This is a genomic window from Pseudomonas sp. KB_15, from assembly GCF_052114525.1.
Lineage (GTDB): Bacteria > Pseudomonadota > Gammaproteobacteria > Pseudomonadales > Pseudomonadaceae > Aquipseudomonas.
In genome coordinates, this window is record NZ_JBFREX010000001.1 from 480,761 (window position 1) to 507,308 (window position 26,548).

The 26,548-nt window shown below is 59.9% G+C and carries 27 protein-coding genes; 12 read left to right on the forward strand and 15 right to left on the reverse strand.

The window, feature by feature from the left end:
* Positions 1 to 34: 34 nt before the first annotated feature.
* Positions 35 to 1,195, forward strand: coding sequence for a Do family serine endopeptidase AlgW (gene algW / locus AB4Z35_RS02155; RefSeq protein WP_442095870.1), 1,161 nt, complete (start codon positions 35 to 37; stop codon positions 1,193 to 1,195).
* Positions 1,196 to 1,318: 123 nt separating this feature from the next.
* Here the strand turns inward: algW and hisC are convergent, their stop codons facing one another.
* The 10 genes from hisC to AB4Z35_RS02205 all read right to left on the reverse strand — a co-directional run bounded on the left by hisC (position 1,319) and on the right by AB4Z35_RS02205 (position 9,281).
* On the reverse strand, positions 1,319 to 2,371 hold the full coding sequence (hisC, locus tag AB4Z35_RS02160) for a histidinol-phosphate transaminase (protein WP_442095871.1): 1,053 nt from the start codon (positions 2,369 to 2,371) through the stop codon (positions 1,319 to 1,321).
* Positions 2,372 to 2,373: 2 nt separating this feature from the next.
* Positions 2,374 to 3,711, reverse strand: coding sequence for a histidinol dehydrogenase (gene hisD, locus AB4Z35_RS02165; RefSeq protein WP_442095872.1), 1,338 nt, complete (start codon positions 3,709 to 3,711; stop codon positions 2,374 to 2,376).
* Between the two features lie 125 nt (positions 3,712 to 3,836).
* Positions 3,837 to 4,472, reverse strand: coding sequence for an ATP phosphoribosyltransferase (gene hisG, locus AB4Z35_RS02170; RefSeq protein WP_008018703.1), 636 nt, complete (start codon positions 4,470 to 4,472; stop codon positions 3,837 to 3,839).
* A 125-nt stretch (positions 4,473 to 4,597) separates the two neighbouring features.
* A complete protein-coding gene (gene murA / locus AB4Z35_RS02175; RefSeq protein ID WP_442095873.1) occupies positions 4,598 to 5,863 on the reverse strand; it encodes a UDP-N-acetylglucosamine 1-carboxyvinyltransferase in 1,266 nt (421 codons plus the stop codon).
* A gap of 22 nt (positions 5,864 to 5,885) precedes the next feature.
* A complete protein-coding gene (locus tag AB4Z35_RS02180) occupies positions 5,886 to 6,125 on the reverse strand; it encodes a BolA family protein (RefSeq protein WP_007986714.1) in 240 nt (79 codons plus the stop codon).
* Positions 6,126 to 6,240: 115 nt separating this feature from the next.
* Positions 6,241 to 6,546 carry an STAS domain-containing protein gene (locus AB4Z35_RS02185; RefSeq protein WP_442095874.1) on the reverse strand — a complete coding sequence of 102 codons (306 nt, stop codon included), beginning with the start codon at positions 6,544 to 6,546 and terminating at the stop codon, positions 6,241 to 6,243.
* Entirely contained in the window at positions 6,543 to 7,196 is a 654-nt protein-coding gene (locus tag AB4Z35_RS02190) for an MlaC/ttg2D family ABC transporter substrate-binding protein (protein WP_008001300.1), read from the reverse strand. The genes AB4Z35_RS02185 and AB4Z35_RS02190 overlap by 4 nt, the downstream gene beginning before the upstream one ends.
* A gap of 11 nt (positions 7,197 to 7,207) precedes the next feature.
* The gene (mlaD, locus tag AB4Z35_RS02195) at positions 7,208 to 7,675 is read right to left on the reverse strand and encodes an outer membrane lipid asymmetry maintenance protein MlaD (RefSeq protein ID WP_007970271.1); all 468 of its coding nucleotides are present in this window, start codon (positions 7,673 to 7,675) and stop codon (positions 7,208 to 7,210) included.
* A complete protein-coding gene (mlaE, locus tag AB4Z35_RS02200) occupies positions 7,675 to 8,472 on the reverse strand; it encodes a lipid asymmetry maintenance ABC transporter permease subunit MlaE (RefSeq protein WP_008001297.1) in 798 nt (265 codons plus the stop codon). The genes mlaD and mlaE overlap by 1 nt, the downstream gene beginning before the upstream one ends.
* On the reverse strand, positions 8,472 to 9,281 hold the full coding sequence (locus tag AB4Z35_RS02205; protein ID WP_008001295.1) for an ATP-binding cassette domain-containing protein: 810 nt from the start codon (positions 9,279 to 9,281) through the stop codon (positions 8,472 to 8,474). The genes mlaE and AB4Z35_RS02205 overlap by 1 nt, the downstream gene beginning before the upstream one ends.
* A gap of 276 nt (positions 9,282 to 9,557) precedes the next feature.
* On the opposite strand from AB4Z35_RS02205, the gene AB4Z35_RS02210 reads away from it, so the two are divergent.
* The 10 genes from AB4Z35_RS02210 to AB4Z35_RS02255 all read left to right on the forward strand — a co-directional run bounded on the left by AB4Z35_RS02210 (position 9,558) and on the right by AB4Z35_RS02255 (position 16,581).
* Positions 9,558 to 10,532, forward strand: a complete 975-nt coding sequence (locus AB4Z35_RS02210; RefSeq protein ID WP_008001293.1) for a KpsF/GutQ family sugar-phosphate isomerase — start codon at positions 9,558 to 9,560, stop codon at positions 10,530 to 10,532.
* Entirely contained in the window at positions 10,532 to 11,056 is a 525-nt protein-coding gene (locus AB4Z35_RS02215; protein ID WP_008001291.1) for a KdsC family phosphatase, read from the forward strand. The genes AB4Z35_RS02210 and AB4Z35_RS02215 overlap by 1 nt, the downstream gene beginning before the upstream one ends.
* Before the next feature lie 7 nt (positions 11,057 to 11,063).
* Positions 11,064 to 11,636, forward strand: a complete 573-nt coding sequence (gene lptC / locus AB4Z35_RS02220; protein ID WP_033052584.1) for an LPS export ABC transporter periplasmic protein LptC — start codon at positions 11,064 to 11,066, stop codon at positions 11,634 to 11,636.
* The gene (gene lptA / locus AB4Z35_RS02225) at positions 11,623 to 12,171 is read left to right on the forward strand and encodes a lipopolysaccharide transport periplasmic protein LptA (RefSeq protein ID WP_007986700.1); all 549 of its coding nucleotides are present in this window, start codon (positions 11,623 to 11,625) and stop codon (positions 12,169 to 12,171) included. The genes lptC and lptA overlap by 14 nt, the downstream gene beginning before the upstream one ends.
* Positions 12,171 to 12,896, forward strand: coding sequence for an LPS export ABC transporter ATP-binding protein (lptB, locus tag AB4Z35_RS02230; RefSeq protein ID WP_108229136.1), 726 nt, complete (start codon positions 12,171 to 12,173; stop codon positions 12,894 to 12,896). Before lptA ends, lptB begins: the two co-directional genes overlap by 1 nt.
* A 183-nt stretch (positions 12,897 to 13,079) precedes the next feature.
* Entirely contained in the window at positions 13,080 to 14,573 is a 1,494-nt protein-coding gene (locus AB4Z35_RS02235) for an RNA polymerase factor sigma-54 (RefSeq protein ID WP_033051987.1), read from the forward strand.
* A 74-nt stretch (positions 14,574 to 14,647) separates the two neighbouring features.
* On the forward strand, positions 14,648 to 14,956 hold the full coding sequence (hpf, locus tag AB4Z35_RS02240) for a ribosome hibernation-promoting factor, HPF/YfiA family (RefSeq protein ID WP_007941242.1): 309 nt from the start codon (positions 14,648 to 14,650) through the stop codon (positions 14,954 to 14,956).
* A 12-nt stretch (positions 14,957 to 14,968) separates the two neighbouring features.
* Positions 14,969 to 15,433, forward strand: coding sequence for a PTS IIA-like nitrogen regulatory protein PtsN (ptsN, locus tag AB4Z35_RS02245; RefSeq protein ID WP_442095875.1), 465 nt, complete (start codon positions 14,969 to 14,971; stop codon positions 15,431 to 15,433).
* A 2-nt stretch (positions 15,434 to 15,435) separates the two neighbouring features.
* A complete protein-coding gene (gene rapZ / locus AB4Z35_RS02250; protein ID WP_108229137.1) occupies positions 15,436 to 16,293 on the forward strand; it encodes an RNase adapter RapZ in 858 nt (285 codons plus the stop codon).
* A 15-nt stretch (positions 16,294 to 16,308) separates the two neighbouring features.
* Positions 16,309 to 16,581, forward strand: coding sequence for an HPr family phosphocarrier protein (locus tag AB4Z35_RS02255; RefSeq protein ID WP_102702543.1), 273 nt, complete (start codon positions 16,309 to 16,311; stop codon positions 16,579 to 16,581).
* 105 nt (positions 16,582 to 16,686) lie between these two features.
* Here AB4Z35_RS02255 and pmbA read toward each other — a convergent pair whose 3' ends face one another.
* Positions 16,687 to 18,033, reverse strand: a complete 1,347-nt coding sequence (pmbA, locus tag AB4Z35_RS02260) for a metalloprotease PmbA (RefSeq protein ID WP_442095876.1) — start codon at positions 18,031 to 18,033, stop codon at positions 16,687 to 16,689.
* Between the two features lie 108 nt (positions 18,034 to 18,141).
* Here pmbA and yjgA point away from each other — a divergent pair, with 108 nt between their 5' ends.
* Positions 18,142 to 18,666 (forward strand): ribosome biogenesis factor YjgA, encoded by a 525-nt coding sequence (yjgA, locus tag AB4Z35_RS02265; protein ID WP_007986687.1) that lies wholly within the window; start codon positions 18,142 to 18,144, stop codon positions 18,664 to 18,666.
* Between the two features lie 48 nt (positions 18,667 to 18,714).
* On the opposite strand, the gene tldD is transcribed toward yjgA, so the two are convergent.
* The 4 genes from tldD to rng form a co-directional block, all read right to left on the reverse strand.
* Positions 18,715 to 20,157 carry a metalloprotease TldD gene (gene tldD / locus AB4Z35_RS02270; RefSeq protein ID WP_007997600.1) on the reverse strand — a complete coding sequence of 481 codons (1,443 nt, stop codon included), beginning with the start codon at positions 20,155 to 20,157 and terminating at the stop codon, positions 18,715 to 18,717.
* A 12-nt stretch (positions 20,158 to 20,169) separates the two neighbouring features.
* Positions 20,170 to 21,024 carry a carbon-nitrogen hydrolase family protein gene (locus tag AB4Z35_RS02275; protein WP_442095877.1) on the reverse strand — a complete coding sequence of 285 codons (855 nt, stop codon included), beginning with the start codon at positions 21,022 to 21,024 and terminating at the stop codon, positions 20,170 to 20,172.
* Between the two features lie 184 nt (positions 21,025 to 21,208).
* On the reverse strand, positions 21,209 to 25,012 hold the full coding sequence (locus tag AB4Z35_RS02280; RefSeq protein ID WP_442095878.1) for a YhdP family protein: 3,804 nt from the start codon (positions 25,010 to 25,012) through the stop codon (positions 21,209 to 21,211).
* A gap of 75 nt (positions 25,013 to 25,087) precedes the next feature.
* A complete protein-coding gene (gene rng / locus AB4Z35_RS02285; RefSeq protein WP_007970246.1) occupies positions 25,088 to 26,545 on the reverse strand; it encodes a ribonuclease G in 1,458 nt (485 codons plus the stop codon).
* Between the last annotated feature and the right edge of the window lie 3 nt (positions 26,546 to 26,548).

Sequence of the window (26,548 nt, forward strand, 5' to 3'; positions counted from 1 at the left end):
TCATACCGCCTGCAACTCTCTCAGGACGTGCTTAATGCTCAAGGCGCTGCGTTTTTCCGGCTGGCCGCTGTTGGCCGGCGTGCTTGTCGCTCTTTTGATAATCCAGCGTTACCCGCAGTGGGTCGGGCTCCCGAGCCTCGACGTCAATCTGCAACAAGCGCCGCAAACCACCAGTATGCAGCAGGGTCCGGTGTCTTATGCCGAAGCGGTATCCACTGCAGCGCCGTCGGTGGTGAACCTGTACACCACCAAAGTCATCAACAAACCCAACCATCCGTTGTTCGAGGATCCGCAGTTCCGACGCTTCTTTGGCGACAACTCGCCCAAGCAGAAGCGCATGGAGTCGAGCCTCGGCTCCGGCGTGATCATGAGCCCGGAAGGCTACATCCTGACCAACAACCACGTGACCAGCGGCGCCGACCAGATCGTGGTGGCGCTCAAGGACGGCCGGGAAACCCTGGCGCGGGTGATCGGCAGCGACCCGGAAACTGACCTCGCGGTTCTGAAAATCGATCTGAAAAACCTGCCGTCGATCACAGTGGGGCGTTCCGACAACATCCGCATCGGCGACGTGGCGCTGGCCATCGGCAACCCGTTCGGCGTTGGCCAGACCGTGACCATGGGCATTATCAGCGCCACCGGGCGTAATCAACTGGGCCTGAACAACTACGAAGACTTCATCCAGACCGATGCGGCGATCAACCCGGGTAACTCAGGTGGTGCGCTGGTGGATGCCATCGGCAACCTGACCGGCATCAACACGGCGATCTTCTCCAAGTCCGGCGGCTCCCAGGGCATCGGGTTCGCGATCCCGGTGAAGCTGGCGATGGAAGTGATGAAGTCGATCATCGAGCACGGCCAGGTGATTCGTGGCTGGTTGGGTATTGAAGTGCAGCCGCTGACCCAGGAACTGGCCGAGTCGTTCGGCTTGTCCGGGCGCCCGGGCATTGTCGTGGCGGGGATTTTCCGCGATGGTCCGGCACAGAAGGCCGGCCTGCAACTGGGTGATGTGATTCTTGCCATTGATGGCGAACCGGCCGGTGATGGCCGTCGCTCGATGAATCAGGTGGCGCGGATCAAGCCGACCGACAAGGTCGCGATCGAGGTGATGCGCAATGGCAAGGAGCTCAAGCTGACCGCGGAAGTCGGCCTGCGTCCGCCGCCGGCTCCGACCCAAGAGAAAGAAGAAGAGTAAGCGGGCAACCCAAAAACCTGTGGGAGCGAGCTTGCTCGCGATGAGGCCATAACATTCAACATCATTGTTGACTGTCAGGCCGCCATCGCGAGCAGGCTCGCTCCTACAGGGGGCAGCGCTGGTTTAGAGGTCGCCCAGACCGTCGATCAGCGCTTGATTCTGCTCTGGCGTGCCGATGGATATCCGCAGGAACTGAGCAATCCGCGCCTGCTTGAAGTGCCGGACAATCACGCCCTGTTCACGCAATTTAGCCGCGATACCTGCCGCATCGTGCCGGGGGTGACGGGCGAAAATGAAATTCGCCGCCGACGGCAGCACTTCAAAGCCCTTCCCTTCCAGCTGCGCAATCACCCATTCACGGTGCTCGATGACCAAACGGCAGGTCTTGTCGAAGTACTCGCGATCTTCGAATGCGGCGGCTGCACCGACATTGGCCATACGATCCAGCGGATAGGAGTTGAAGCTGTTCTTGATCCGCTCCAGCGCCTCGATCAGGTCCGGATGCCCAACCGCCAGGCCTACCCGCAGACCGGCCAGGGAACGGGACTTGGACAGGGTCTGGGTCACCAGCAGGTTCGGATAGCGGTCCACCAGGGAGATCGCCGTCTCGCCGCCGAAATCGATGTAAGCCTCATCCACTACCACCACCGAGTCCGGGCTGGCCTTGAGAATCTGCTCCACCGCTTCCAGCGTCAACAGGCAACCGGTCGGCGCATTCGGGTTAGGGAAGATGATCCCGCCGTTCGGTTTGGCGTAGTCCGCCGGGTTGATCTGGAATTGCTCGTCCAGCGGCACCGCATCGAAGGTGATGCCGTACAAACCGCAGTAGACCGGGTAGAAGCTGTAGCTGATGTCCGGGAACAACAGCGGCTGATCGTGCTGCAGCAAACCGTGGAAGATGTGCGCCAGCACTTCATCGGAACCGTTGCCGAGGAACACCTGGTTGTTCTGCACGCCGTAGTATTTGGCGACCGCGTTCTTCAGCAGATCGCTATTCGGGTCCGGGTACAGGCGCAGGTTGTCATTGAGTTCGGTTTGCATCGCAGCCAAGGCTTTCGGCGATGGACCGTACGGGTTTTCATTGGTGTTGAGCTTCACCAGTTTCGCCAGTTTCGGCTGTTCGCCCGGCACGTAAGGCACCAGATTCTTGACGAACGGGCTCCAGAATTTACTCATGTTCAGTTTCCCTGCCCTTGTGGAAAGTCTTCATCAACGATGCGGTATTCAGCGCTACGGGCGTGGGCGGTCAGCGACTCACCACGGGCTAGCACGGAAGCGGTCTTGCCCAACTCGGAAGCGCCCTGCTCGGAACAGAAGATGATCGACGAGCGTTTCTGGAAATCGTACACACCCAGCGGCGAAGAGAAGCGCGCGGTGCCGGAGGTCGGCAACACGTGGTTGGGACCTGCGCAGTAGTCGCCCAGGGCTTCGCAGGTGTGACGCCCCATGAAGATCGCGCCGGCGTGGCGGATCTGCGGCAGCCAGGCTTGTGGATCGGCAACGGACAATTCGAGGTGCTCCGGTGCGATGCGGTTGGCCACTTCAATGGCCTGTTCCATGTCGCGAACCTTGATCAGTGCACCACGGCCATTGATCGAGGTTTCAATGATCGCGGCGCGCTCCATGGTCGGCATCAGCCTGGCGATGCTGGCGGCGACCTTGTCGAGGAATTCGGCGTCGGGGCTGACCAGAATGGCCTGGGCGTCTTCGTCGTGCTCGGCCTGGGAGAACAGGTCCATGGCGATCCAGTCAGGATCGGTCTGGCCGTCGCACACCACGAGGATTTCCGAAGGACCGGCGATCATGTCGATACCGACCTGGCCAAACACGTGGCGCTTGGCGGTGGCGACATAGATGTTGCCCGGGCCAACCACTTTATCGACCTTCGGCACGCTTTCGGTGCCGTAAGCCAATGCGGCAACGGCTTGAGCGCCACCGATGGTGAACACACGGTCGACGCCGGCGATGCAGGCAGCAGCCAGCACCAGTTCGTTGATTTCACCGCGCGGGGTTGGCACTACCATGACCACTTCGGTCACACCGGCAACCTTTGCCGGAATCGCGTTCATCAGCACCGACGACGGGTACGACGCCTTGCCGCCCGGTACGTACAGGCCGGCGCGGTCCAGCGGCGTGACTTTCTGGCCCAGCACGGTGCCATCGGCTTCGGTGTAGCTCCAGGAGTCCTGCTTCTGTTTTTCGTGGTAGCTGCGCACACGAGCCGCGGCGACTTCCAGCGCTTCACGCTGGGCCACGGAGATGCGGGTGAGCGCCAGCTCCAGACGCTCGCGCGGCAGGATCAGGTCAGCCATGGACTTCACGTCCAGGCCGTCGAACTGGCGGGTAAAGTCCACCAGTGCAGCGTCGCCGCGCTCACGCACGGCCTTGATGATGTCCAGCACCCGCTGATTGACCGAGTCGTCAGACACACTTTCCCAGCTCAGCAGATGATCCAGATGATGCGCGAAATCCGGGTCAGCAGCGTTGAGTCGGCGAATTGCAGTCGGTGCGGTCATAGCGAGAGCCTCATAGAATTGGCAAAAACTCAGGCGCCCGAAGCTAACATTCGATCCGCTTGGGCACCTGAGAATTCTGGCTATGAGGCGGATAGACGGGCGCGACTTAACGTCGCGCAGGTGAATCAGCCGCGGTGTCGAGACTCCACTGCCTTGCGCAGGGTGTCGATCAACGCCTGGATACGGGCGTGCTGCATCTTCATCGAAGCTTTGTTGACGATCAGCCGGGAGCTGATGGCGGCAATGAAATCCTGTGGCTCAAGGCCGTTGGCCCGCAGCGTGTTACCGGTGTCGACCACGTCGATGATCTTGTCGGCAAGACCGATCAGCGGCGCCAGCTCCATCGAGCCGTACAGCTTGATGATGTCGACCTGACGACCCTGTTCAGCGTAATAACGCTTGGCAACGTTGACGAACTTGGTGGCGATGCGCAGACGGCCCTTGGGCTCGACCGCGCCGACCTTGCCGGCCGTCATCAACTTGCACTGGGCAATTTGCAGGTCCAGTGGCTCGTACAGGCCCTGGCCGCCATATTCCATCAGCACATCTTTACCGGCGACACCGAGGTCGGCGGCACCATGTTCGACATAGGTCGGCACATCGGTGGCACGCACGATCAGCAGGCGTACATCTTCCTGGGTCGTGGGAATGATCAGCTTGCGACTCTTGTCCGGATTCTCGGTCGGCACGATGCCCGCTTCAGCCAGAAGCGGCAGGGTGTCGTCAAGGATGCGGCCCTTGGACAGTGCGATGGTCAACATGGGAAACGTCAGTCCTTATCAAGGTACTCATGCCCGGTCGCAAATGGCGCCGGACACACATCGAGCCGAAAACGGCTCGACTTCAACAAATCAACGGGCATGTCCTTATGCCCATGCAGCAGGTACTAGCCCGGAACGCGACGGATCTTGGCGCCCAGCATCTGCAGTTTTTCTTCGATGCACTCGTAGCCACGGTCTATGTGGTAGATGCGATCGATCAGGGTGTCGCCTTCGGCGATCAGGGCCGAGATCACCAGGCTGGCCGAAGCACGCAGGTCGGTCGCCATCACTGGCGCGCCCTTGAGTTTTTCGGTGCCGGTGACGATTGCCGTGTTGCCTTCGACCTGGATCTTGGCGCCCATGCGGTGCAGTTCGTAGACGTGCATGAAGCGGTTTTCGAAGATCGTCTCGATCACTGCGCCAGTGCCTTCGGCAATGGCGTTGAGGGAGATGAACTGTGCTTGCATGTCAGTCGGGAACGCCGGGTACGGAGCGGTCCGCACGTTGACGGCTTTCGGCCGCTTGCCATGCATGTTCAGCTCGATCCAGTCTTCGCCGGTAATGATTTCGGCACCGGACTCACGGAGTTTTTCCAGAACGGCTTCGAGGATGGTCGGATCCGTATCCTTGACCTTCACACGACCACCGGTCACCGCCGCCGCCACCAGGTAGGTGCCGGTTTCGATACGGTCGGGCATCACTTTGTAAGTGGTGGTGTGCAGACGCTCGACGCCTTCGATGGTGATGGTATCGGTACCAGCGCCGGAAACCTTGGCACCCATGGCATTCAGGAAGTTCGCCAGGTCGACCACTTCAGGCTCGCGAGCGGCGTTCTGCAGTACGCTGCGACCCTTGGCCAATGCTGCGGCCATCATGATGTTTTCGGTACCGGTCACACTGACGGTATCGAAGAAGAAGTGCGCACCGCGCAGGCCGCCTTCTGGTGCCTTGGCCTTGATGTAGCCGCCTTCGACGTCAATGACCGCGCCCATGGCTTCCAGGCCGCGGATGTGCAGGTCAACCGGACGCGAACCGATGGCGCAACCGCCAGGCAAGGCGACTTCGGCTTCACCGAAACGGGCAACCATCGGGCCCAGCACCAGAATCGACGCACGCATGGTTTTAACCAGTTCGTACGGTGCGACCAGGGTCTTGATGGTGCGCGGGTCGATTTCAACGGCGAGTTTCTCGTCGATCACCGGTTCAATGCCCATGCGGCCGAACAGCTCGATCATGGTCGTGATGTCGTGCAGGTGCGGCAGGTTGGCCACGGTCACCGGGCCATCGCACAGCAAAGTGGCAGCCAGGATCGGCAGGGCAGAGTTCTTTGCCCCGGAGATGCGGATTTCGCCATCAAGACGAACGCCACCGGTAATAATCAATTTATCCATAAGAATCTCGACGCCCTTGGGCTCAGGTGCGCTCGGCCCAGGCCGCGCTGCTGAAAAATTTCATAGTGACCGCATGGATGCTGCCATCGACGATCCACGGGTTCAAATGGGCATAGACCTGCTGCTGACGCTTGACCGGGCTCAATGCCGCCAGTTCATCGCTAATCACGTTCAGCTGGAAATTGCAGCCTTCGCCTTCAACTTCTACCTGAATTCCTGGCAGCTTTCCTTCAAGGAAGCTCTTCACTTCTACGGCCTGCATGCTCAACCTCAATCGGCGCCCTGTGCGCGCGGGTCGGACATCATACAAAAAAGCCCCGCGCCTGCGAACCCCGCAATCACAGGACTCTGACGGGGGGCTTCTTTATAGATGCGGTTCAGGGATGCGCCAATAGCCCGGTCATCTCGCTGACCTGAGCGATTTCACGCATGTCGTCCGGCATCCCGCGGATGCTCAGGGCCTTGCCGGCCGCCTGCGCATCGCGGATGAAGCACAGCAGCAACGACAAACCGACACTGCTGGACTTGGTCACCGCCGAGCAATCGACCACCAGCGCCGCAGCCTTGCTGGCCTTGATCAGCGCCTTGCCCTGCTCGCGCAGGCCAGGGCCGGTGCGGTAATCCAGCACTCCACTGAGTCGCAGTTCGCCCGCTTCGTCCATCTGGACTGCCGACTCACTCATTGGGCTGACTGCTCTGGCTTCTTGTCGGTGGCTTCCTTGGCCTTGGCGACTTCCCCGGCCCAACCATTGATGGTCTTGTCCAGGTCGTTGCCATTGCGCTGCATCGCATCGGCGAACTGATCGCGGAACAGCTTGCCGATGTTGATGCCGTTGATGATGACGTTACGCAGCTTCCACTCGCCGTTGATCTTTTCCAGCGTGTAGGACACTGGATAGATCGAGCCGCTGCTGCCCTTGACGGTCATGCCAACGCTGGTACGGTCGCCCGACTCGTCCTTGGCAGGTTCAACGGTAATGCCCTGGTTGTTGTACTCCAGCAAGGCATTGCCATAGAACTGGAACAGACCCTTCTTGAAGTTTTCTTCGAAGGTCTTCATCTGCGCAGGCGTAGCTTTCTTCGAGTATTTGACCGTCATGATGCTCTTGGAAATACCCTCGGCATCCACAACCGGCCCGACGATGTTGTTCAGCGCCGTATAGAAGTCCTGCGGGTCCTTCTTGTACTTCTCTTTGTTTGCCGCCAGATCCGCGAGCATACGGTTGGTTGTGTCCTGCACCAGTTCGTGCGCCGAAGGCGACGCTACGGCATGAGACACCAACGGAAACACCGCGAGCATTACCAACAGGCCACGTCGCAAGGTAGAGATCATTTAAAAGTTCCTCATTTAGCTTCTTTGCTAACGGTATTGAGCAGGAATTTACCGATCAGGTCTTCGAGCACCAGCGATGACTGCGTGTCATGGATGGTTCCACCATCCTTGAGCAGGGTATCTTCCCCGCCGACGCTGATACCGATGTACTTCTCGCCCAACAGGCCAGCGGTCAGGATAGATGCAGTAGAGTCCGCAGGCAGATTATCGATGCGTTTTTCCAGCTGCATGGTCACCCGACCGGTGAAACTGTCGCGATCCAGATCGATGGCCGTGACCTTGCCGATGGTCACACCGGCCATGGTCACCTTTGCTCTGACAGTCAAACCGGCGATATTGTCGAAGTAGGCGTAAAGTTTATACGTGTCGGTGCTCGGAGTCGGGGACAGGCCACTGACCCGCAACGCCAACAAGAGCAAAGCCAGGATGCCAGCCAGCAAGAAAAGGCCGACACCGATTTCCAGGGTGCGGTTTTGCATCAGAAATCTCCAAACATCAAGGCGGTCAGAATAAAGTCCAGGCCGAGTACTGCCAACGAGGCATACACAACGGTCTTGGTAGTGGCACGACTGATCCCCTCGGAAGTGGGTTCGCAGTCATAGCCTTGGAATACGGCGATCCAGGTCACGACAAAGGCAAAGACGATACTTTTGATGATCCCGTTGAGCACATCCTCAGTGAACGTCACGCTGTTCTGCATGTTCGACCAGTAGGAGCCTTCATAGACCCCCAGCCAGTCGACAGCTACCCACGAGCCGCCCCAGATACCCACCACGCTGAAAATCATCGCCAGCACCGGCAGGGAAATGAAACCGGCCCACAGGCGTGGCGCAATGATGTACTTGAGCGGGTCGACCCCGATCATTTCCAGGCTGGACAACTGCTCGGTGGACTTCATGTTGCCGATTTCGGCGGTCAACGCGGAACCTGCGCGCCCGGCGAACAGCAAGGCGGTCACCACCGGCCCCAGCTCACGCAGCAGCGTCAGGGCAACCATCTGCCCGACAGCCTGCTCTGAACCATAGCTGGAAAGAATGTTGAAACCCTGCAGCGCCAGCACCATGCCGATGAATACCCCGGAGACCACGATGATCACCAGGGACATCACACCCACCGAATGCAACTGCTTGACCAGCAGCCCGAAGCCGCCACCGATACCGCCCCGGCCGAGCAAGGCATGGAACAGGAACAAACTCGAACGCCCGAACACCGCCAGCGCATCGATGCCGGCCTGGCCGAAGCGGCGCACGCGTTCTATCAATGAAATTCTGCGCATCAGCGCTTCCCCAGAAGATCTGCGCGGTAATCCGTCGCTGGAAAGTGGTACGGAACCGGGCCATCGGGTTCGCCGGTCATGAATTGACGGATACGCGGCTCATCCGAATTCATCAGTTCGTCCGGCGTGCCCTGCCCCAATACCTGACCATCGCCCACCACATAAATGTAATCGGCAATGCTCGCGGTCTCTGCCAGATCGTGGGATACCACGATGCTGGTGATGCCCAGCGCATCGTTGAGCAACCGGATCAGGCGCACCAGAACGCCCATTGCGATGGGGTCCTGGCCGACAAAGGGCTCGTCGTACATGAGTATCTGTGGATCGAGAGCAATCGCCCGGGCCAGCGCAACACGGCGCTTCATGCCGCCGGAAAGCTCATCGGGCATCAGTTCGATGGCGCCACGCAAGCCCACGGCCTGCAGCTTGAGCAGGACGATGTCGCGGATCATTTCTTCCGGCAGTTGCGTGTGAACCCGCAGCGGAAAAGCGACGTTCTCGAAGACATCGAGGTCGGTAAACAGTGCGCCGCTCTGAAACAGCACGCCCATATGCTTGCGCGCATCGAACAGGTCGCTGCGCGACAGTTTTGGCAGATTCTGACCGTTGACCCAGACTTCGCCCTTGGTGGGCCGCAGCTGGGCGCCCATCAGACGCAAAAGCGTGGTCTTGCCACACCCGGAAGGCCCCATGATGCCGGTGACCTTGCCGCGTGGTATACGGATATCGACATTGTTGAAAATGCTGCGCGCACCGCGCTTGAAGGACAGTCCCTTCAGCTCGACCGCGTAGGCGTTATCGGCACTCATCTAATCTCCTTGCGATGCAGCCTCTCACTCGGACGCCTGGCTTTCTGACGAAAGCACATACCTCCCGGGCAGGCCGAACTGGCGGCGAACTATATCACTGCAAAGGCTGCGCGCCCAAGGCCAAAGCCGGGTCATATTCAACTGCACTACAGCTTGAAAGCCCCATTTAGAAGGTTTCCGGCAACAGGGACTGACAATGCACGACGAACTTGCGTGAGGGATTCGATCATAACCGCTATAATCGCCGCCTTTTCATCAGGCTATACGATTTCTGACATGAGCCAATCCAGCGACCTGATTCAATCAGCACAACGCACCATCCGCCTCGAGGTAGAAGCCGTGCAAGGCCTGCTACCCCATCTCGACGCAGATTTCGTACGCGCTTGCGAGATGATTCTGGCCAGCAAAGGCCGCGTGGTCGTGGTCGGCATGGGCAAGTCGGGGCACATCGGCAACAAGATTGCCGCGACCCTGGCCAGCACCGGCACCACGGCATTTTTTGTGCACCCGGCTGAAGCCAGCCACGGCGACATGGGCATGATTACCCGCGACGACATCATTCTGGCGCTCTCGAACTCCGGCTCCACCAATGAAATCGTTACCCTGCTGCCACTGATCAAGCGCCTGGGCATTCAGTTGATCAGCGTGACCGGCAACCCTGACTCCGCGCTGGCCAAGGCCGCCGAGGTCAACCTGAATGTTCACGTCGAGCACGAGGCCTGCCCGTTGAACCTGGCACCCACCTCGTCGACCACCGCCGCACTGGTCATGGGCGACGCCCTGGCCGTCGCGCTGCTGGAAGCCCGTGGTTTTACTGCCGAAGACTTTGCCTTTTCCCATCCCGGCGGCGCCCTGGGCCGACGTCTGCTGCTGAAAGTGGAAAATGTCATGCACGCCGGGCAAGAGCTGCCGCAGGTACAGCGCGGCACCCTGTTGAAGGACGCGCTAATGGAAATGACCCGCAAAGGCCTGGGCATGACCGTGATTCTGGAAGCCGATGGAAAGCTGGCCGGGATCTTTACCGACGGTGACTTGCGTCGCACGCTGGACCGTAGCATCGACATCCATAGCGCTACTATCGACCAGGTCATGACTGCACACGGCAAGACAGCCCGCGCCGAAATGCTCGCCGCCGAAGCGCTGAAAATCATGGAAGACCATAAAATCAACGCACTGGTCGTGGTCGACAGAGAAGACCGCCCGGTCGGCGCCTTGAACATGCACGACTTGCTGCGTGCAGGAGTAATGTAATGAGTGCGGACCTGCTGCAACGCGGCAAACAGATCAAGCTGGCGGTGTTCGATGTCGATGGCGTGCTGACCGATGGGCGCCTGTACTTCCTCGAAGACGGCAGTGAATTCAAGACGTTCAACACACTCGACGGTCAGGGCATCAAGATGCTGATGGCCGCCGGCGTACAGACCGCCATCATCAGTGGCCGCAAGACCCCGGTGGTCGAGCGGCGAGCCAGGAACCTCGGCATCCCGCACCTGTATCAGGGGCGCGAAGACAAACTGGTGGTACTCGACGAACTACTGGCCCAGCTCAACCTGAGCTATGAACAGGTGGCTTACCTCGGCGACGACCTGCCGGACCTGCCGGTGATTCGCCGTGTCGGCCTGGGCATGGCGGTGGCCAATGCTGCCAGTTTCGTGCGTGAAAACGCTCACGGCATCACCCTCGCCCGTGGCGGCGAAGGTGCCGCTCGCGAATTCTGCGAATTGATCCTGCGCGCCCAGGACCGCCTCGATGCGGCCAATGCAGCGTACCTGTGAGCCCACTATGCTGAGCAAAAAGTTTCGCAACACCCTGCTGTTCAGTTGCATCGCGGCGATATTCGCCGCGGTTGGCTACTGGAACATCAGCCCGGAACGCTTCCTCGACAAGCCGGTAACGCCGGTCGATGAAAGCGCGATCGACTATTACGCTATCAACGCCCACAGCGTGCAGTACCTGCCGGACGGCAAGCTGCAATATGATCTGGTGTCCGACAAGGTCGAGCACCTGAAGGCGACCGAGGTGACATTGCTGACCAACCCCGACCTGAATGTGTTCCGCGGCACTGAATTTCCGTGGCACGTCCAGAGCCTGCACGGCGAGGTCAACCCTGACGGCACACAGGTCGAGCTGATCGATGACGTGCGTATCACGCGCTTCGACGAGAAAAACCGTAAAACCCTGATCACCAGCACCCGCATGACCGTGTTCCCGCAGCAGCAATATGCGCAGACCGAGCAAGACGTTAGAATCGACGGCGCTGGCGGTGTATCGACTGGCAAGGGAATGAAGGCGTATTTGAAAGAAAGCAGGATACACCTGCTATCGAACGTAAGAGGACAGTATGAGGCTCGTTAAAACCCTCCCGATTTTGCTCAGTCTGGGCGCAGCACTGGGAAGCGTGAGCGCCTGGGCTCTACCGGAAGATCAACAGCAGCCTATCCGCATTCAGGCCGACGATGCCCAACTGGACGACAAGCAAGGTATTGCTACCTATAAGGGTGATGTGATCATCACCCAAGGCTCGATGAAGGTGACCGGCAACACCGTGACCATCACCCGTACCCCGACCGGCGACATCGACGTAGTGACCTCGGTGGGCAACCTGGCGTACTTCGAGCAACTGCAGACCGCTGGCGATACCAAACCCGTTCAGGGCTGGGGCGTGACCATCCAGTATCACGCGGCACAAAACCGGGTCGTGCTGATTGACAAGGCAAAAGTTGTCGACAAGGACAACAACGTCACCCAAGGCGAGAAAATCGTCTACGACACGGTCAAGAAGCTCGCCAGCGCCGGTCGCGCTACGGGCAGCAAGGTCACCGAGGCACGTCCGCGTATCGACATGGTGATCCAGCCGAAGAAGAAAACCGACGAGAATAAGGCCCAGTAATGGCAACTCTGAAAGCTCAGCATCTGGCCAAGAGCTACAAGAGCCGCCAGGTCGTGCGCGACGTCAGCCTGTCCATCGACAGCGGCCAGATCGTCGGCCTGCTTGGCCCGAACGGCGCCGGCAAGACCACCTGCTTCTACATGATCGTTGGCCTGGTACAGGCCGACCAGGGCCGCGTCCTGATCGACGACCTGGACGTCAGCCACCAGCCGATGCACGGCCGGGCAAAGGCCGGTATCGGCTACCTGCCGCAGGAAGCATCGATCTTCCGCAAACTGTCGGTGGCCGACAACATCATGGCCATCCTCGAGACCCGCAAGGAACTCGACAAGGCCGGTCGTCGCAAAGAACTGGAAAGTCTGCTGCAGGAATTCCACATCAGCCACATCCGCGACAACCTCGGCATGAGCCTGTCCGGAGGTGAGCGCCGTCGCGTGGAAATCGCCCGCGCCCTGGCCACCAATCCGAAATTCATCCTCCTCGACGAACCCTTCGCCGGTGTCGACCCGATTTCGGTTGGCGATATCAAACAGATCATCTACCACCTCAAGGCCAAAGGCATTGGCGTGCTGATCACCGACCACAACGTCCGTGAAACCCTGGATATCTGCGAAACGGCCTATATCGTCAACGACGGCCAGTTGATCGCCGAAGGTGACGCCGAAACCATCCTGGCCAACAGCCTGGTCAAGGAAGTGTACCTGGGCCATGAGTTCCGCCTGTAAGCGCTGAAGCAGTCATGGCGGATGCCAGACCGCGGTAACGATAAAAATCAACAATTTTTTATTGTTACAGTGGTCTAGGCAAACACTTCAGTTTCAGGCATATAATTTGCTTATGTTTGGCGCCTCGGCGCCCTGTAGTGGATGGCGCATGTGCGCCGGCGAATAAGGTGTTAAGCCCCTGCCATGAAACCATCGCTAGTCTTGAGAATGGGCCAGCAGCTGACGATGACACCGCAGCTGCAACAGGCCATCCGCCTGCTCCAATTGTCGACCCTGGACCTGCAACAGGAAATCCAGGAGGCCCTGGAGTCCAATCCGATGCTCGAACGCCAGGAAGAAGGCGACGACTTCGACAATTCCGACCCCTTGGCCGACAATACCGAACAAAAGCCCAATACTGACATCCAGGAACCCTCTTACCAGGAAAGCGCCCCGACGGTTGACAGCCTCGATGAGGGCGACTGGAACGAGCGCATCCCCAACGAACTCCCCGTCGACACCGCGTGGGAAGACGTTTACCAGACCAGCGCCAGCAGCCTGCCCAGCAACGATGATGACGAGTGGGACTTCACCACCCGCACCTCGGCCGGCGAAAGCCTGCAAAGCCACTTGCTGTGGCAACTGAACCTGGCCCCGATGTCCGACACCGATCGCCTGATCGCCGTGACCCTGATCGACTGCATCAACAATCAGGGCTACCTGGACGAAACCCTCGAGGAAATCCTCGAAGCCTTCGATCCGGAACTGGACATCGAACTGGACGAAATCGAAGCCGTCCTGCACCGCATCCAGCAATTCGAGCCCGCCGGCATCGGCGCCCGCAACCTGGGCGAATGCCTGCTGCTGCAATTGCGCCAGCTGCCCGCCAAAACCCCTTGGCTGGCCGAGGCCAAGCGCCTGGTCACCGATTACATCGACCTGCTTGGCAGCCGCGACTACAGCCAGTTGATGCGCCGCATGAAGCTCAAGGAAGATGAACTGCGCCAGGTGATCGAACTGGTCCAGAGCCTCAATCCGCGCCCGGGCTCTCAGATCGAGTCCGCCGAAGCCGAGTATGTCGTTCCTGACGTTATCGTGCGCAAGGACAATGAGCGCTGGCTGGTGGAGCTGAATCAGGAGTCAGTGCCACGGCTGCGGGTCAACGCCCAGTACGCCGGATTCGTGCGCCGCGCCGACACCAGCGCCGACAACACGTTCATGCGCAATCAGTTGCAGGAGGCCCGCTGGTTCATCAAGAGCCTGCAAAGCCGTAATGAAACCCTGATGAAGGTGGCCACCCAGATCGTCGAGCATCAGCGCGGTTTCCTCGAGTATGGCGACGAAGCCATGAAGCCCCTGGTCCTGCATGACATCGCCGAAGCGGTCGGCATGCATGAGTCGACGATTTCACGGGTGACCACCCAGAAGTTCATGCACACCCCCCGGGGCATTTATGAACTGAAATACTTTTTCTCCAGTCACGTAAGCACCTCCGAAGGCGGCGAATGCTCGTCCACGGCGATCCGCGCGATCATCAAAAAACTGGTTGCTGCGGAAAATCAGAAAAAGCCGTTGAGTGACAGCAAGATCGCTGGTTTACTGGAGGCACAAGGCATTCAGGTGGCTCGCCGCACCGTCGCCAAGTACCGCGAATCCCTCGGGATCGCGCCTTCGAGCGAACGCAAGCGGTTGATGTAGGGCCACGCCACAGCGTTCCAGTGGTAGATCATCTGGTCTACCGCTTTATGCACTGGCAACGAAGGAGAAGCTGTATGCAAGTCAACATCAGTGGACACCAACTGGAAGTGACCGAACCTCTTCGCACCTACATCGGCGAAAAACTCGAACGATTGGAGCGACATTTCGACAAGATCACTAATGTGCAGGTCACGATGACCGTCGAAAAACTGAAGCAGAAAATCGAAGCCACGCTGCATATTCCCGGGAATGAAGTGGTCGCAAACGCGGAACATACCGATATGTACGCTGCGATCGACGCACTCACCGACAAGCTGGATAAACAACTCAAAAAGCATAAGGAAAAGACCCAGAGCCTCCTTCAGGGCGCAACCGGTCGTTAACACTCCCAACCCATGATCCGACTTGAAAGTATCCTGACCCCCGGCCGTTCCCTGGTGAACGTGCCGGGCGGCAGTAAAAAGAAAGCCCTCGAACAAATTGCCAATCTGATCGCCCGCGAAGTGCCGGCTCTGGAGATGCAAGATGTCTTCGAGGCGCTGATTGCCCGTGAAAAACTCGGCTCCACCGGTTTTGGCAACGGCATCGCTATTCCCCATTGCCGTCTCAAGGGCTGTGTTTCGCCCATCAGTGCATTGATGCACCTGGACGCCCCAATCGATTTTGACGCCATCGACGGCGCACCGGTTGACCTGCTGTTCGTACTGCTGGTCCCGGAAGCCGCTACCGATGCGCACCTTGAGCTGCTGCGACAGATTGCCAGCATGCTCGACCGCAAGGACGTGCGCGAAAAACTGCGCAGCGCTCCGAGCAATGAAGCCCTGTATCAGGTTGTCCTGGACGAGCAAAACGGTCAGTAATCATGCGCTTGATCATCGTCAGTGGCCGTTCCGGCTCAGGTAAAAGTACCGCCCTCAACGTTCTTGAGGACAACGGCTACTACTGCATCGACAATCTGCCTGCCGGTCTGCTGCCGGAACTGGCCGAACGAGCATTGATTCATACCGAGCTAATGCAGCCGCTGGTCGCCGTTTCCATTGACGCCCGCAACCTGCCCAGCCACCTGTCACGCTTCCCCGACCTGCTCGAAGAAGTCCGCAGCCGCCACATCCAGTGCGATGTCCTGTACCTGGACGCCGATGAAGAAACCCTGCTCAAGCGCTTCTCGGAAACCCGCCGACGTCACCCCCTGACCAACGCCAACCGCTCGCTGGCCGAAGCCATCAACGTTGAAAGTGTCCTGCTCGGGCCGATTGCCGACCTCGCCGATCTCAAGATCAACACCACCAGCCTGAACCTGTACCAGCTGCGCGACGCCATCAAACTGCGCCTGTTGAATCAGCCCGAGCCGGGGACTGCGTTCCTGGTGGAGTCCTTCGGGTTCAAGCGTGGCATGCCGGTGGACGCCGACCTGGTGTTCGATGTGCGTTGCCTGCCCAACCCTTACTGGAAACCGGAATTGCGCGAGCAGTCCGGGCTCGATCAACCGGTTGCCGAGTATCTGGCGGCACAGCCGGATGTCGAAGAGATGTTCCAGGACATTTCCACATACCTGCTAAAGTGGCTGCCTCGATTTGCCGCCAGCAACCGCGCCTACGTCACCATTGCCATTGGGTGCACTGGCGGACATCACCGCTCCGTCTACCTGACCGAGCGTTTGGGGCAGGCGCTGCAAAAAACCCTGAAGAACGTCCAGGTTCGCCACCGCGACCTCAGCTAAAGGATTCACACCGCGATGCCTGCTCTGGAAATCGAAATCATCAACAAGCTGGGCCTGCATGCCCGCGCTTCTGCAAAATTCGTTGGGGTGGCAGGTCAGTTCCCGTGCCAGATTCGGGCCGGTCGTACACCAGAGTCCATGGTTGATGGCAAAAGCATCATGGCGATGATGATGCTGGCCGCCGGCAAAGGCACCACGATCCACTTGAGCACAGAAGGTGAGCAGGAACAGGAAGCGCTGGAGGCGCTGGTGGCGTTGATCAACAACTTCTTCGACGAAGGCGAGTAAACGTCGTCCAGTAACGTCAAGCCGTGCTCCTGCAGGCCCCATTCAAGTCGCAAAAAAAGGCGTACCACCCGATGGGTGGCACGCCTTTTTTGTTTAGCGCAAAGCTTAGCTACCCGCCACCGTCATCCGCTCGATCAGCACCGAACCGGTGCGAATGTTGCTGCGCAACTCCAGGTCATTACCGACCGCAATGATCTGTTTGAACATGTCGCGCATGTTGCCGGCGATGGTCACCTCCTGAACCGCGAACTGGATTTCGCCGTTCTCGACCCAGTAACCCGCCGCGCCCCGGGAGTAATCGCCGGTGACCATGTTCAGCCCCTGGCCCATCAACTCGGTGACCAACAGCCCGCGCCCCATGCGCCGCAGCAAGGCCGCCTGGTCTTCATCGCCATGGCTGACAAACAGGTTGTGCACGCCACCGGCGTTGGCCGTGCTCGGCATTCCGAGTTTGCGGCCGGAGTAGGTGCCGAGGATGTAGGACACCAATTCGCCTTTTTCGACGAACGGTTTGGCGTAGGTTGCCAGGCCATCGCCATCGAACGCCGCACTGCCCAATGCCTGCATCAGATGCGGACGCTCGTCAATGGTCAGCCACTCCGGAAACAGCTTCTGCCCCAGCGTGCCTTCAAGGAACGATGACTTGCGGTACAGGCTGCCGCCGGAAATCGCCGACAGGAAGCTGCCGAACAAGCCGCCGGCCAACTCTGCGGAAAACAGCACCGGCACCTCGCAGGTCGGCACCGGACGCGCTCCCAGACGGCTCGCCGCCCGTTGCGCAGCTCGCTGTCCGATACTGACCGGGTCGGCCAGCAAATTGCCCTGGCGGTTCACGTCGTACCAGTAATCACGCTGCATCTGGCCGTCCGCTTCGGCGATCATCACGCAGCTCAAGCTGTGACGAGTCGATGCGTATCCGCCAATGAAGCCGTGGCTGTTGCCATAAACGCGGCAGCCCTGATGGGTGCTGAGGGTGGTGCCGTCGGCGTTCTTGATTCGGCTGTCGGCGGCAAACGCCGCGGCTTCACAGGCCAGGGCCTGCTCGATGGCTTGCTCCGGAGTGATGTCCCACTGGTGAAACAGGTCGAAATCCTGCAAGTCCCTGGCCATCAACGCGGCATCCGCCAGGCCCGAGGCTTCGTCTTCCGAGGTGTGCCTGGCGATAGCCAGTGCAGCGGCAACCGTTTCGCGAATCGCCTCCGGACCGCTGGCCGAGGTGCTGGCCGAGCCTTTGCGCTGGCCGACGTACAAGGTGATGCCAAAACCCTGATCACGGTTGAATTCGACTGTTTCGACTTCACGCTGACGCACCGAAGTCGACAGGCCCTGCTCCAGGGAGACGGCCACTTCACAGGCACTGGCGCCCTGACGCCTGGCTTCAGCGATGATCTGCTCGACTTGTTCCTGCAGTGCCGGCAACGCTTGTGGGCCGACGCTTTCAACTGCACTCATGCTGTTCTCCACTCAAATTCTGCTTTCGGTAACGGTCATCGAGCGACCGGGCCGGACAAGCGGCCCCCGACTGGTTATCATGGCGGCGTTTCTTTGCGGACTGCCACCATGGTTGATTCTTACGACGACTCCCTCGATACGGGAGAAAAAAGCAAATCCCAGGTCAAACGCGAGCTGCATGCTCTGGTTGACCTCGGCGAGCGCCTTACAACGCTCAAGCCTGACTTGCTCAACAAACTGCCATTGACCGACGGATTGCGCCGGGCCCTGGCCGATGCGCCCAAGCACACCGCGAACATCGCGCGTAAACGGCACCTTCAGTTCATCGGCAAACTGATGCGCGATCAGGACACTGACGCCATTCTGGTTCTGCTCGATCAACTCGATGCCTCCACTCGTCAGTACAACGAACGCTTCCATAACCTGGAACGCTGGCGCGATCGTCTGATTGCCGGCGACGACGCCGTACTGGAAAAATTCGTCGTCGAATATCCCGACGCGGATCGCCAGCAACTGCGCTCTCTGATCCGTCAGGCCCAGCATGAGGTTGCGCAAAACAAGCCTCCTGCTGCCAGCCGTAAAATCTTCAAGTACATCCGTGAGCTGGACGAGACTCAACGCGGACTGCGCTGAATCTCGAATCGGGTGAGTCGCGACGCGACTCACCCGAAGCTCGTTCCATCAAGCGCCCGTGCCACCCACGGTGATCGCATCTATCTTCAGCGTTGGCTGGCCGACACCCACCGGCACCGACTGCCCATCCTTGCCACACGTGCCCACGCCGCTGTCCAGCGACAGATCATTCCCGACCATCGACACTTTGCTCATGGCTTCCGGTCCGTTGCCGATCAGGGTCGCGCCTTTGACCGGAGCAGTGATCTTGCCGTCTTCGATCAGGTACGCCTCGCTGGTGGAGAACACGAACTTGCCGCTGGTGATGTCCACCTGACCGCCACCGAGGTTGGCGCAGTAGATGCCGCGTTTCACCGAAGCGATGATTTCCGCCGGGTCGCTTTCACCGGCGAGCATGTAGGTGTTGGTCATGCGCGGCATCGGCAGGTGCGCGTAGGATTCGCGACGGCCGTTGCCGGTACGCGCCACGCCCATCAGTCGGGCGTTGAGCTTGTCCTGCATGTAGCCTTTGAGTACACCGTTTTCGATCAGCGTGGTGCACTCGGTCGGCGTGCCTTCGTCATCGACGCTCAAAGAGCCACGGCGACCGGCCAGGGTGCCGTCATCGACAATGGTGCACAGACTGGACGCAACCATCTCGCCCATGCGCCCGCTATAAGCCGAACTGCCCTTGCGGTTGAAGTCGCCTTCCAGACCATGGCCGACCGCTTCGTGCAGCAGCACGCCCGACCAGCCGGAGCCGAGCACCACCGGCAACGTGCCGGCCGGTGCCGGGATCGCTTCGAGGTTGACCAGTGCCTGACGCAACGCTTCGCGGGCATAACCCATGGCGCGGTCTTCGCCGAGGAAATAGCGATAATCGGTCCGACCGCCACCACCGTGACCGCCGCGCTCGCGGCGACCGTTCTGCTCGACGATCACACTGACGTTGAAACGCACCAGCGGCCGCACATCCGCCGCCAGCCCGCCGTCGGTGGAAGCCACCAGAATCCGCTCCCAGACACCGGCCATGCTCACGGTGACTTGCTGGATACGTGGGTCGAGGGCGCGGGTCGCCGCGTCGATTCGCTTGAGCAAATCGACTTTCTCGGCGCGGGTCAGCACTTCCAGCGGATTGTCCGGCGCATACAACTGCGCGACATCCTGGCTGGTGAACGCCTGCACGGTGCCATGCTGCCCGGCCCGGGAAATCGAACGGGCGGCACGCGCCGCCGCGCCCAGGGCTTCGAGAGTAATGGCATTGCTGTAGGCGAAACCGGTTTTTTCACCCGATTGCGCACGCACGCCCACACCCTGGTCAAGGTTGAAACTGCCTTCCTTGACGATGCCGTCTTCCAGCGCCCAGGACTCGGAGATCTGCCCCTGGAAATACAGGTCGGCGGCATCGATGCCGGGCCCGGCCAGATCGCCGAGCACGCCTTGCAAGCTCTCGATCGTGACGCCACCGGGCGCCAGCAGGTGTTCACTGACTGAGGACAACAACTCGCTCATATGCTTTACGCCTTAAATTCGTCGTTCTGATGCAGGTCGCTGGGCGCCCTGCGAGAAAAAGCGCCGGTGACTGGACACCGGCATCCGCGCCCGGATGGACGCCTGTTCGCTGCTGTCGCGTTCGGCCAGCAGCACGGCCTCGCCTTGATCCTGTTGCGCCAGCACACGCCCCCACGGGTCGACGATGGCGGCATGGCCAAAGGTTTCCCTTGGCCCCGGATGCGTCCCGCCCTGGGCAGCCGCGAGTACGTAACATTGCGTCTCGATGGCCCGCGCTCGAATCAGCACATCCCAGTGCGCCGCGCCGGTCACCGCCGTGAACGCCGAGGGGGCGGTAATCAGTTCCGCGCCGGCAGCGCGCAATTCGCTGTACAGCTCGGGAAAGCGCAGGTCATAGCAGACCGTCAGGCCAACCCGACCGACGGGTGTGTCCGCCACGACCACCCCGTTGCCATAAGCATAGTCATCGGATTCACGATAACGGCCACGATTGTCCCCCACGTCCACGTCGAACAGGTGCAGCTTGTCGTAGCGCGCCACCGTTTGGCCCTGGTCATCGACCAGCAACGAACAGGCATGCACTTTGGCCGTCGGCTGATCCACCGGCGGCAACGGCAATGTGCCGGCCACAATCCATAACTTGAGGTCACGCGCGGTCTGTTTCAACCAGGGCAGGATCGGGCCTTCGCCCAATGCTTCAGCGCGCCCGATGTCGGCAATGTCGCGCCGGCCCATGGCGGCGAAATTTTCCGGCAATACCGCCAGTTTCGCACCGCCTGTAGCCGCTTGTTCGAGCAGTCGACGGGCCTGGGCCAGATTGGCCAGCACATCACTCTGGCTGACCATTTGAATCACCGCTACAGACATGGCCTTTTCCTTATTGAAATCAACACATACCTTGTAGGAGCGAGCTTGCTCGCGATGAGTTTGAATGCGACGCGTGTTTTCAGGCGGCCTGCGTCATCGTTCACGTCCATCGCGAGCGAGCTCGCTCCTACAGGGAGGCGAGCCGCAATGGTCATGCTACTCCATAGGCCCGAAGGATGGCTTTTCAAAAAGCCTTGTCGAAGGTGATTTTCGGTTCTTTCCACGGCCCCTGAACGGTGTACTTCACACTGGCGAAACGGGCGACACGGTCACCGATCAGCTTGTCGATCAGGAACAGCGCCCCGCCGACCGCCGGTGCACCGACGATCAGCGCGGCAATCGGCAAGTTATTGGTCACCGGCAAGGTCACCAACAGTTTCGCATCGATCTGATCGGCGACCAGGTTCAAGGTGCCGTCGAGTTCAATGGTGCTCGAAGGGCCCGTCAGCCGGATCGGTTCACGGGTGACATACACTCCGTTCGTCCCAACCAACAGTCCCTTGACCCGGTCATAGCTCAGGCCTTTGCCGAACAGGTCGGAGAAGTCCAGGCGCAGGCGCCGGCCGATGGAATTAAAGTTGAGCAAACCAAATACCCGTAGCGCCTGGGCACTGCCTTCGACCTCGACGAACTGGCCCTGATTGAGCGTTGCATCGAGCGAGCCGGAGAAACGTTTGGTCGCCACCCAGGCCGGCGAGCCGGGCCAGCGACCATCGACATCCATGTAAAAGTCCTTGCTGGTGACGCTCGGTGCATACCCCCAGTTCTTGAGCACATCGGCGAGGTTCTTGCCGCTGACGCGCCCCTTGTACCAGCTTGTGCTGGCGCCGGGCACGCCTTCCCAACCACCGCTGCCCACCAACAGAATCCCCTTGAGACCCAGGTCCAGCGAATTGAACACGATGCCCTTGGCCGTCGGACGAATCTTCAGCGACCAGCCACCCACCAGATCCTGGCCCTGGAATAGCTGATTGATGGTGATGTCCATCGCGGGGATTTTCGTCGGGTCCACCGAGGCCAGCGGATCCGGTGAGTTTTCATCGGCCAGCACGGTCGGGTCCGGTGCGGGCAGGCGCACGGTTTGCAGATTGATCGTGATCGGTGCCCCTTTTGCATCGGGAAGATTGGCGTTGCCCTTGATCTGCTGGCTGTCTAGTTGCAGCGCCCAGGCGGAAGAGTTGCGCGCCAGCTGGATCGAGGCCTGATCGAGCGTGGTGCCGATACCGCTGAGCTTGCCCACCTTGAAATCCGCGCCGCTGAGCAACTGCCTGGCGCTGCCTCCGGGGTCCTGCCCGGCGTATTTATCCACCAGATCCTTCCACGGGCCAACGTCCAGCTCCGACAGTACGCCCCGTACCCGCAGGCCTTTGGTGCCAGGCAATACGGCCTCGCCGCCACCAAGGAACAAGTCCCCGCGACCGTCGGCGAAATTGCTGGCCGGGGCCGCAAACGTGAAACTCGCCAGGTCCCCGTAATTGAGCCAATAACGCCGCTCGTCGCCCTGCAAGGTCATGCGGAACGTCGTGTCGCGCCCGGTATCAGCGTTCATGCCGAACGGTGCAGGCAAATCGACGGCCACGCCCTTGAGGCTGGAATTGACCATCAATTGGCTGTCGGCACCGTTCAGGGTCAGTTGCAGTTGATAGGGGATCACGCCACTCACCGGCAGAGGCTGGGTCACCTTCAGCCAGTCGGTCAGTTTCTTGACCTCGACCTGGCCCGACGCGCTGACCCGGGTATTGAGTTTGCCTGCACTGCCATCGGCAAAAATCTGCGCGGTAACCGGCTTGTCGAATGCCCGTGCGCTGATGTTCTGCCCGCTCAGGCCTTTGGCACTGTCGAAACGGAAATCACCTTTGAGCTGAGTCAACTCCAGCACAGGCTCCGCCAGCTTCAAGCGCGCCTTGGCGGTCTTGAAGTCGACGAGGATTTTCGGCTCCTCGTCTTTTGCCAACGGGATATCCAGCTTCAACTTGCCTTCCAAGTCACCCTCGCCTTCCCAGCCGGCGAAGGTAGCCGCGGTGCCGATCGGTGCTTCCTGAAGGATTTTCAGACCATCGCCCAAACCACCGGCAAATCCGCCATCGAGGAACAAATGAACGTTCTGCCCCGCAGGCACATGGGGAATGTTGACGTAGATATCGCTGACCTGAGTGTCGAGCAACTGGCCCTTGCTGGCCAGAATCCGCACCCCGCTGTCCTCGACAAACACATCACCGCTGACCTTGCTGACATGGGGCCAGCTAGGCTGGAATGCCAGTTCGGCATCGTGGACCTTGAAGAACAGGCTGATGCTGCGATCGACGTCCGCGGCACCGTGGCTGAGCGACCCTTGATACTGGAAGAAGCCTTGATCCACCGCGCCCTTGAGAATCGCCGTGCGCAGCCATTCATCCAGCGCCGGGCTGAGGACTGCCGGCAGGTACTTGGCGGTGTAGCGACCGTCACCGTCCACCAGGCCAACCCGCAGGTCCATGTAGTCTTCCTGGGTGTGATCGAAATGCAGGCGAATCAGGAAGTCGCCGGCAATCTTGCCTTCCTCGCCCAGCACCTTCAGATACGGCGCGATCAGGGTGAAGCCTTCTTTATCGAGTTTCCAGGTCAGCCGCGCATTGGCCTGAATGTACTGCCATGGCTTGGCGAAAATCGGGTCCAGGTGCAGCATGAAATCCTTGCTGTCCATGCGCAGTTCACCGTGCCCCAGGTCACCGCTGATGCTGCCACTGACGTTTCGGGCCGCCGGCGCACCGTGATAGGCATCGAAGCCGACCCGGTCAAGATTGGCGGCAAAGCTGAACTTGCTATCGTCGGTGGCATTGGGCCGTACGTCGATCAATACATTGCGCAGTCCGCCCGTCACCTTGAGCCGCTCGACAACGGTGGCAAAGCCTTGCGGAAACGGCGCAAGGGCATTGAGCAACGGTGTGAGCGGGGTCAGGTCGAAGCGGTCGGCTTGCAGATGCCAAAGTTCTTCGGTCTTGTCGGTGGCGGCGCTTTGCTTGAGCTGCAAATGCGTTTCCCAGCGAGCGTCGCCGAGATTCATCGCCAGGGAATCCAGGGTCACCAGCATGCCTTCGGCACTGCGCTGGAAGTAACCATTGAGCGCCAGGTTGTTGATCTGGATCGGCTGGCGCTCGGCGTAGGCGCCCTTGAGTCGTGGCGCGTTCAAGCGCACTGCCGCGCTTTGCAAGATGCCTTTGCCCCAGGTCGCCCACAGCTCGCCGCCGGCCTTGATCTCGGAGAAATTCCATTGCTGGCTTACACGCTCGGGCAACCACTTCGACCAGTCGCTTTGCGGCAGGCTTAGATAGACATCGGCTTCACCGTCCTGCCATTGGCTGGCACGAATGCGGGTACGCAGGCTCATGGCCACCGGTTGCCCGTCAGGCAGGGTCAGCCGCGCGTCGAGCCGCTGCCGCGACGCCCCGGTTTTCAGATTCAGACCGACATAAGTCAGCGTCAGCGGCGACTGTGCAAACGGCTGCAAGGTCACCTGGCTGTCGAGCACCGACAGTTGCTGGATCATTTGCATACGATTGAGCAACTGTTCCGGATCGGTGGGTTGATCCTGTTGCACTGGCAAACCTTCCAGAGCCCATTGACCGTCGTCACCCTCCTTGACGCTGATCTTCAGGCCGCTGACTTCCAGATGCGCGATGCGTACCTGACGTGCCAGCAGGCTGGCCCAAAGGTCCGGCACCGCGCGCACCTGATCCAGATGCAAGGCATTGGCGCCCTCGCCGACAGTCACGTCGTGAGCCATCAATATGGGGGCAAATCCACTCCAGTTGCCTTCGAGCTCGCCGATCTGCAATGGCATGCCCAAGGCATCGCTGGCTTTGGTTTCAACCTCGGCACGGTACTCGGCCACCAGCGGCGTCAGCTCTCGGCCAAGGCTGACGTAAAGCGCCATCAACACCAAAACCAACGCGCACAGGCCCAGACCCCAGCGGATCAGTGCGGCCAAAATGCGTGTCAGACGGTCCATGTCAGATGGCCCCCATGGCAAAAAATTTGCAAAAAGCTGAGGCCAGCCATTCTCGAACAATCAAAACGATACGCTTCAGAGCAGCACCACGTCGTATTGTTCCTGGGAATACATGGTTTCGACCTGAAAGCGGATGGTGCGCCCGATAAACCCTTCCAGCTCGGCGACATTGCCCGACTCTTCGTCAAGCAGGCGGTCCACCACTTTCTGGTTTGCCAATACACGATAGCCTTCCGCCTGATACGCGCGCGCCTCACGCAGGATTTCACGGAAGATTTCGTAGCAAACGGTTTCCGGGGTCTTGAGCTTGCCGCGCCCCTGACAGGCATTGCACGGCTCGCACAACACTTGCTCAAGGCTTTCGCGAGTGCGCTTGCGGGTCATCTGCACCAGGCCCAGCTCGGTGATACCGATGATGTTGGTCTTGGCGTGATCGCGCTCCAGTTGCTTTTCGAGCGTGCGCAGCACCTGGCGCTGGTGTTCTTCATCTTCCATGTCGATGAAGTCGATGATGATGATTCCGCCGAGGTTGCGCAGGCGCAATTGACGGGCGATGGCCGTCGCGGCTTCGAGGTTGGTCTTGAAGATGGTTTCTTCGAGGTTGCGATGGCCGACGAACGCCCCGGTGTTGACGTCAATGGTGCTCATGGCTTCCGCCGGGTCGACCACCAGATAACCGCCGGACTTGAGCGGGACCTTGCGTTCGAGGGCCTTCTGGATTTCGTCCTCGACGCCATACAGGTCGAAAATCGGCCGTTCGCCCGGGTAATGTTCCAGGCGGTCGGCAATCTCGGGCATCAATTCGGCGACGAATTGCGTGGTTTTCTGGAAAGTTTCCCGGGAGTCGATGCGGATCTTCTCGATCTTCGGGCTCACCAGGTCACGCAGGGTGCGCAGCGCCAATCCAAGGTCTTCGTAGATCACGCTGGGCGCGCTGATGGTTTTGATCTGGGCGCTGATCTGATCCCAGAGCCTTCGCAGGTAGCGGATGTCCATGAGGATTTCATCGGCGCCGGCGCCTTCGGCTGCGGTGCGCAGAATGAAACCGCCGGCTTCCTTGATACCTTCCTTGGCCACGCAATCAGTGACTACTTGCTTGAGGCGCTCACGCTCGGCCTCGTCTTCGATTTTCAGGGAAATGCCGACATGGGCCGTGCGTGGCATGTACACCAGATAACGCGAAGGGATCGACAGCTGAGTGGTCAGGCGCGCGCCCTTGGAGCCGATCGGGTCCTTGGTCACTTGCACCACCAGGCTCTGGCCTTCATGCACCAGCGCACTGATGCTCTCGACCGCCGGGCCTTCGCGCAGGGAAATTTCCGACGCATGAATGAACGCTGCGCGATCCAGGCCTATGTCGACGAATGCCGCCTGCATCCCCGGCAATACCCGCACGACTTTGCCTTTATAGATGTTGCCGACGATCCCGCGCTTTTGTGTGCGCTCGACATGGACCTCTTGCAGGACACCGTTTTCGACCACCGCCACGCGCGACTCCATCGGCGTGATGTTGATCAGGATCTCTTCACTCATGGC

What these genes read in the sequence shown, in the direction of transcription:
- rng (WP_007970246.1), bottom strand. Translation starts at nt 26,545, where the DNA reads ATGAGTGAAGAGATCCTGATCAACATCACGCCGATGGAGTCGCGCGTG.
- tldD (WP_007997600.1), bottom strand. Translation starts at nt 20,157, where the DNA reads ATGAGCGAGTTGTTGTCCTCAGTCAGTGAACACCTGCTGGCGCCCGGT.
- algW (WP_442095870.1), top strand. Translation starts at nt 35, where the DNA reads ATGCTCAAGGCGCTGCGTTTTTCCGGCTGGCCGCTGTTGGCCGGCGTG.
- pmbA (WP_442095876.1), bottom strand. Translation starts at nt 18,033, where the DNA reads ATGAGTGCAGTTGAAAGCGTCGGCCCACAAGCGTTGCCGGCACTGCAG.
- AB4Z35_RS02205 (WP_008001295.1), bottom strand. Translation starts at nt 9,281, where the DNA reads ATGAGTGCCGATAACGCCTACGCGGTCGAGCTGAAGGGACTGTCCTTC.
- AB4Z35_RS02180 (WP_007986714.1), bottom strand. Translation starts at nt 6,125, where the DNA reads ATGCAGGCCGTAGAAGTGAAGAGCTTCCTTGAAGGAAAGCTGCCAGGA.
- lptA (WP_007986700.1), top strand. Translation starts at nt 11,623, where the DNA reads ATGAGGCTCGTTAAAACCCTCCCGATTTTGCTCAGTCTGGGCGCAGCA.
- rapZ (WP_108229137.1), top strand. Translation starts at nt 15,436, where the DNA reads ATGCGCTTGATCATCGTCAGTGGCCGTTCCGGCTCAGGTAAAAGTACC.
- AB4Z35_RS02210 (WP_008001293.1), top strand. Translation starts at nt 9,558, where the DNA reads ATGAGCCAATCCAGCGACCTGATTCAATCAGCACAACGCACCATCCGC.
- AB4Z35_RS02235 (WP_033051987.1), top strand. Translation starts at nt 13,080, where the DNA reads ATGAAACCATCGCTAGTCTTGAGAATGGGCCAGCAGCTGACGATGACA.
- yjgA (WP_007986687.1), top strand. Translation starts at nt 18,142, where the DNA reads ATGGTTGATTCTTACGACGACTCCCTCGATACGGGAGAAAAAAGCAAA.
- mlaD (WP_007970271.1), bottom strand. Translation starts at nt 7,675, where the DNA reads ATGCAAAACCGCACCCTGGAAATCGGTGTCGGCCTTTTCTTGCTGGCT.
- hpf (WP_007941242.1), top strand. Translation starts at nt 14,648, where the DNA reads ATGCAAGTCAACATCAGTGGACACCAACTGGAAGTGACCGAACCTCTT.
- lptB (WP_108229136.1), top strand. Translation starts at nt 12,171, where the DNA reads ATGGCAACTCTGAAAGCTCAGCATCTGGCCAAGAGCTACAAGAGCCGC.
- AB4Z35_RS02215 (WP_008001291.1), top strand. Translation starts at nt 10,532, where the DNA reads ATGAGTGCGGACCTGCTGCAACGCGGCAAACAGATCAAGCTGGCGGTG.
- mlaE (WP_008001297.1), bottom strand. Translation starts at nt 8,472, where the DNA reads ATGCGCAGAATTTCATTGATAGAACGCGTGCGCCGCTTCGGCCAGGCC.
- murA (WP_442095873.1), bottom strand. Translation starts at nt 5,863, where the DNA reads ATGGATAAATTGATTATTACCGGTGGCGTTCGTCTTGATGGCGAAATC.
- AB4Z35_RS02280 (WP_442095878.1), bottom strand. Translation starts at nt 25,012, where the DNA reads ATGGACCGTCTGACACGCATTTTGGCCGCACTGATCCGCTGGGGTCTG.
- lptC (WP_033052584.1), top strand. Translation starts at nt 11,064, where the DNA reads ATGCTGAGCAAAAAGTTTCGCAACACCCTGCTGTTCAGTTGCATCGCG.
- AB4Z35_RS02190 (WP_008001300.1), bottom strand. Translation starts at nt 7,196, where the DNA reads ATGATCTCTACCTTGCGACGTGGCCTGTTGGTAATGCTCGCGGTGTTT.
- AB4Z35_RS02275 (WP_442095877.1), bottom strand. Translation starts at nt 21,024, where the DNA reads ATGTCTGTAGCGGTGATTCAAATGGTCAGCCAGAGTGATGTGCTGGCC.
- ptsN (WP_442095875.1), top strand. Translation starts at nt 14,969, where the DNA reads ATGATCCGACTTGAAAGTATCCTGACCCCCGGCCGTTCCCTGGTGAAC.
- hisC (WP_442095871.1), bottom strand. Translation starts at nt 2,371, where the DNA reads ATGAGTAAATTCTGGAGCCCGTTCGTCAAGAATCTGGTGCCTTACGTG.
- AB4Z35_RS02185 (WP_442095874.1), bottom strand. Translation starts at nt 6,546, where the DNA reads ATGAGTGAGTCGGCAGTCCAGATGGACGAAGCGGGCGAACTGCGACTC.
- hisG (WP_008018703.1), bottom strand. Translation starts at nt 4,472, where the DNA reads ATGTTGACCATCGCACTGTCCAAGGGCCGCATCCTTGACGACACCCTG.
- AB4Z35_RS02255 (WP_102702543.1), top strand. Translation starts at nt 16,309, where the DNA reads ATGCCTGCTCTGGAAATCGAAATCATCAACAAGCTGGGCCTGCATGCC.
- hisD (WP_442095872.1), bottom strand. Translation starts at nt 3,711, where the DNA reads ATGACCGCACCGACTGCAATTCGCCGACTCAACGCTGCTGACCCGGAT.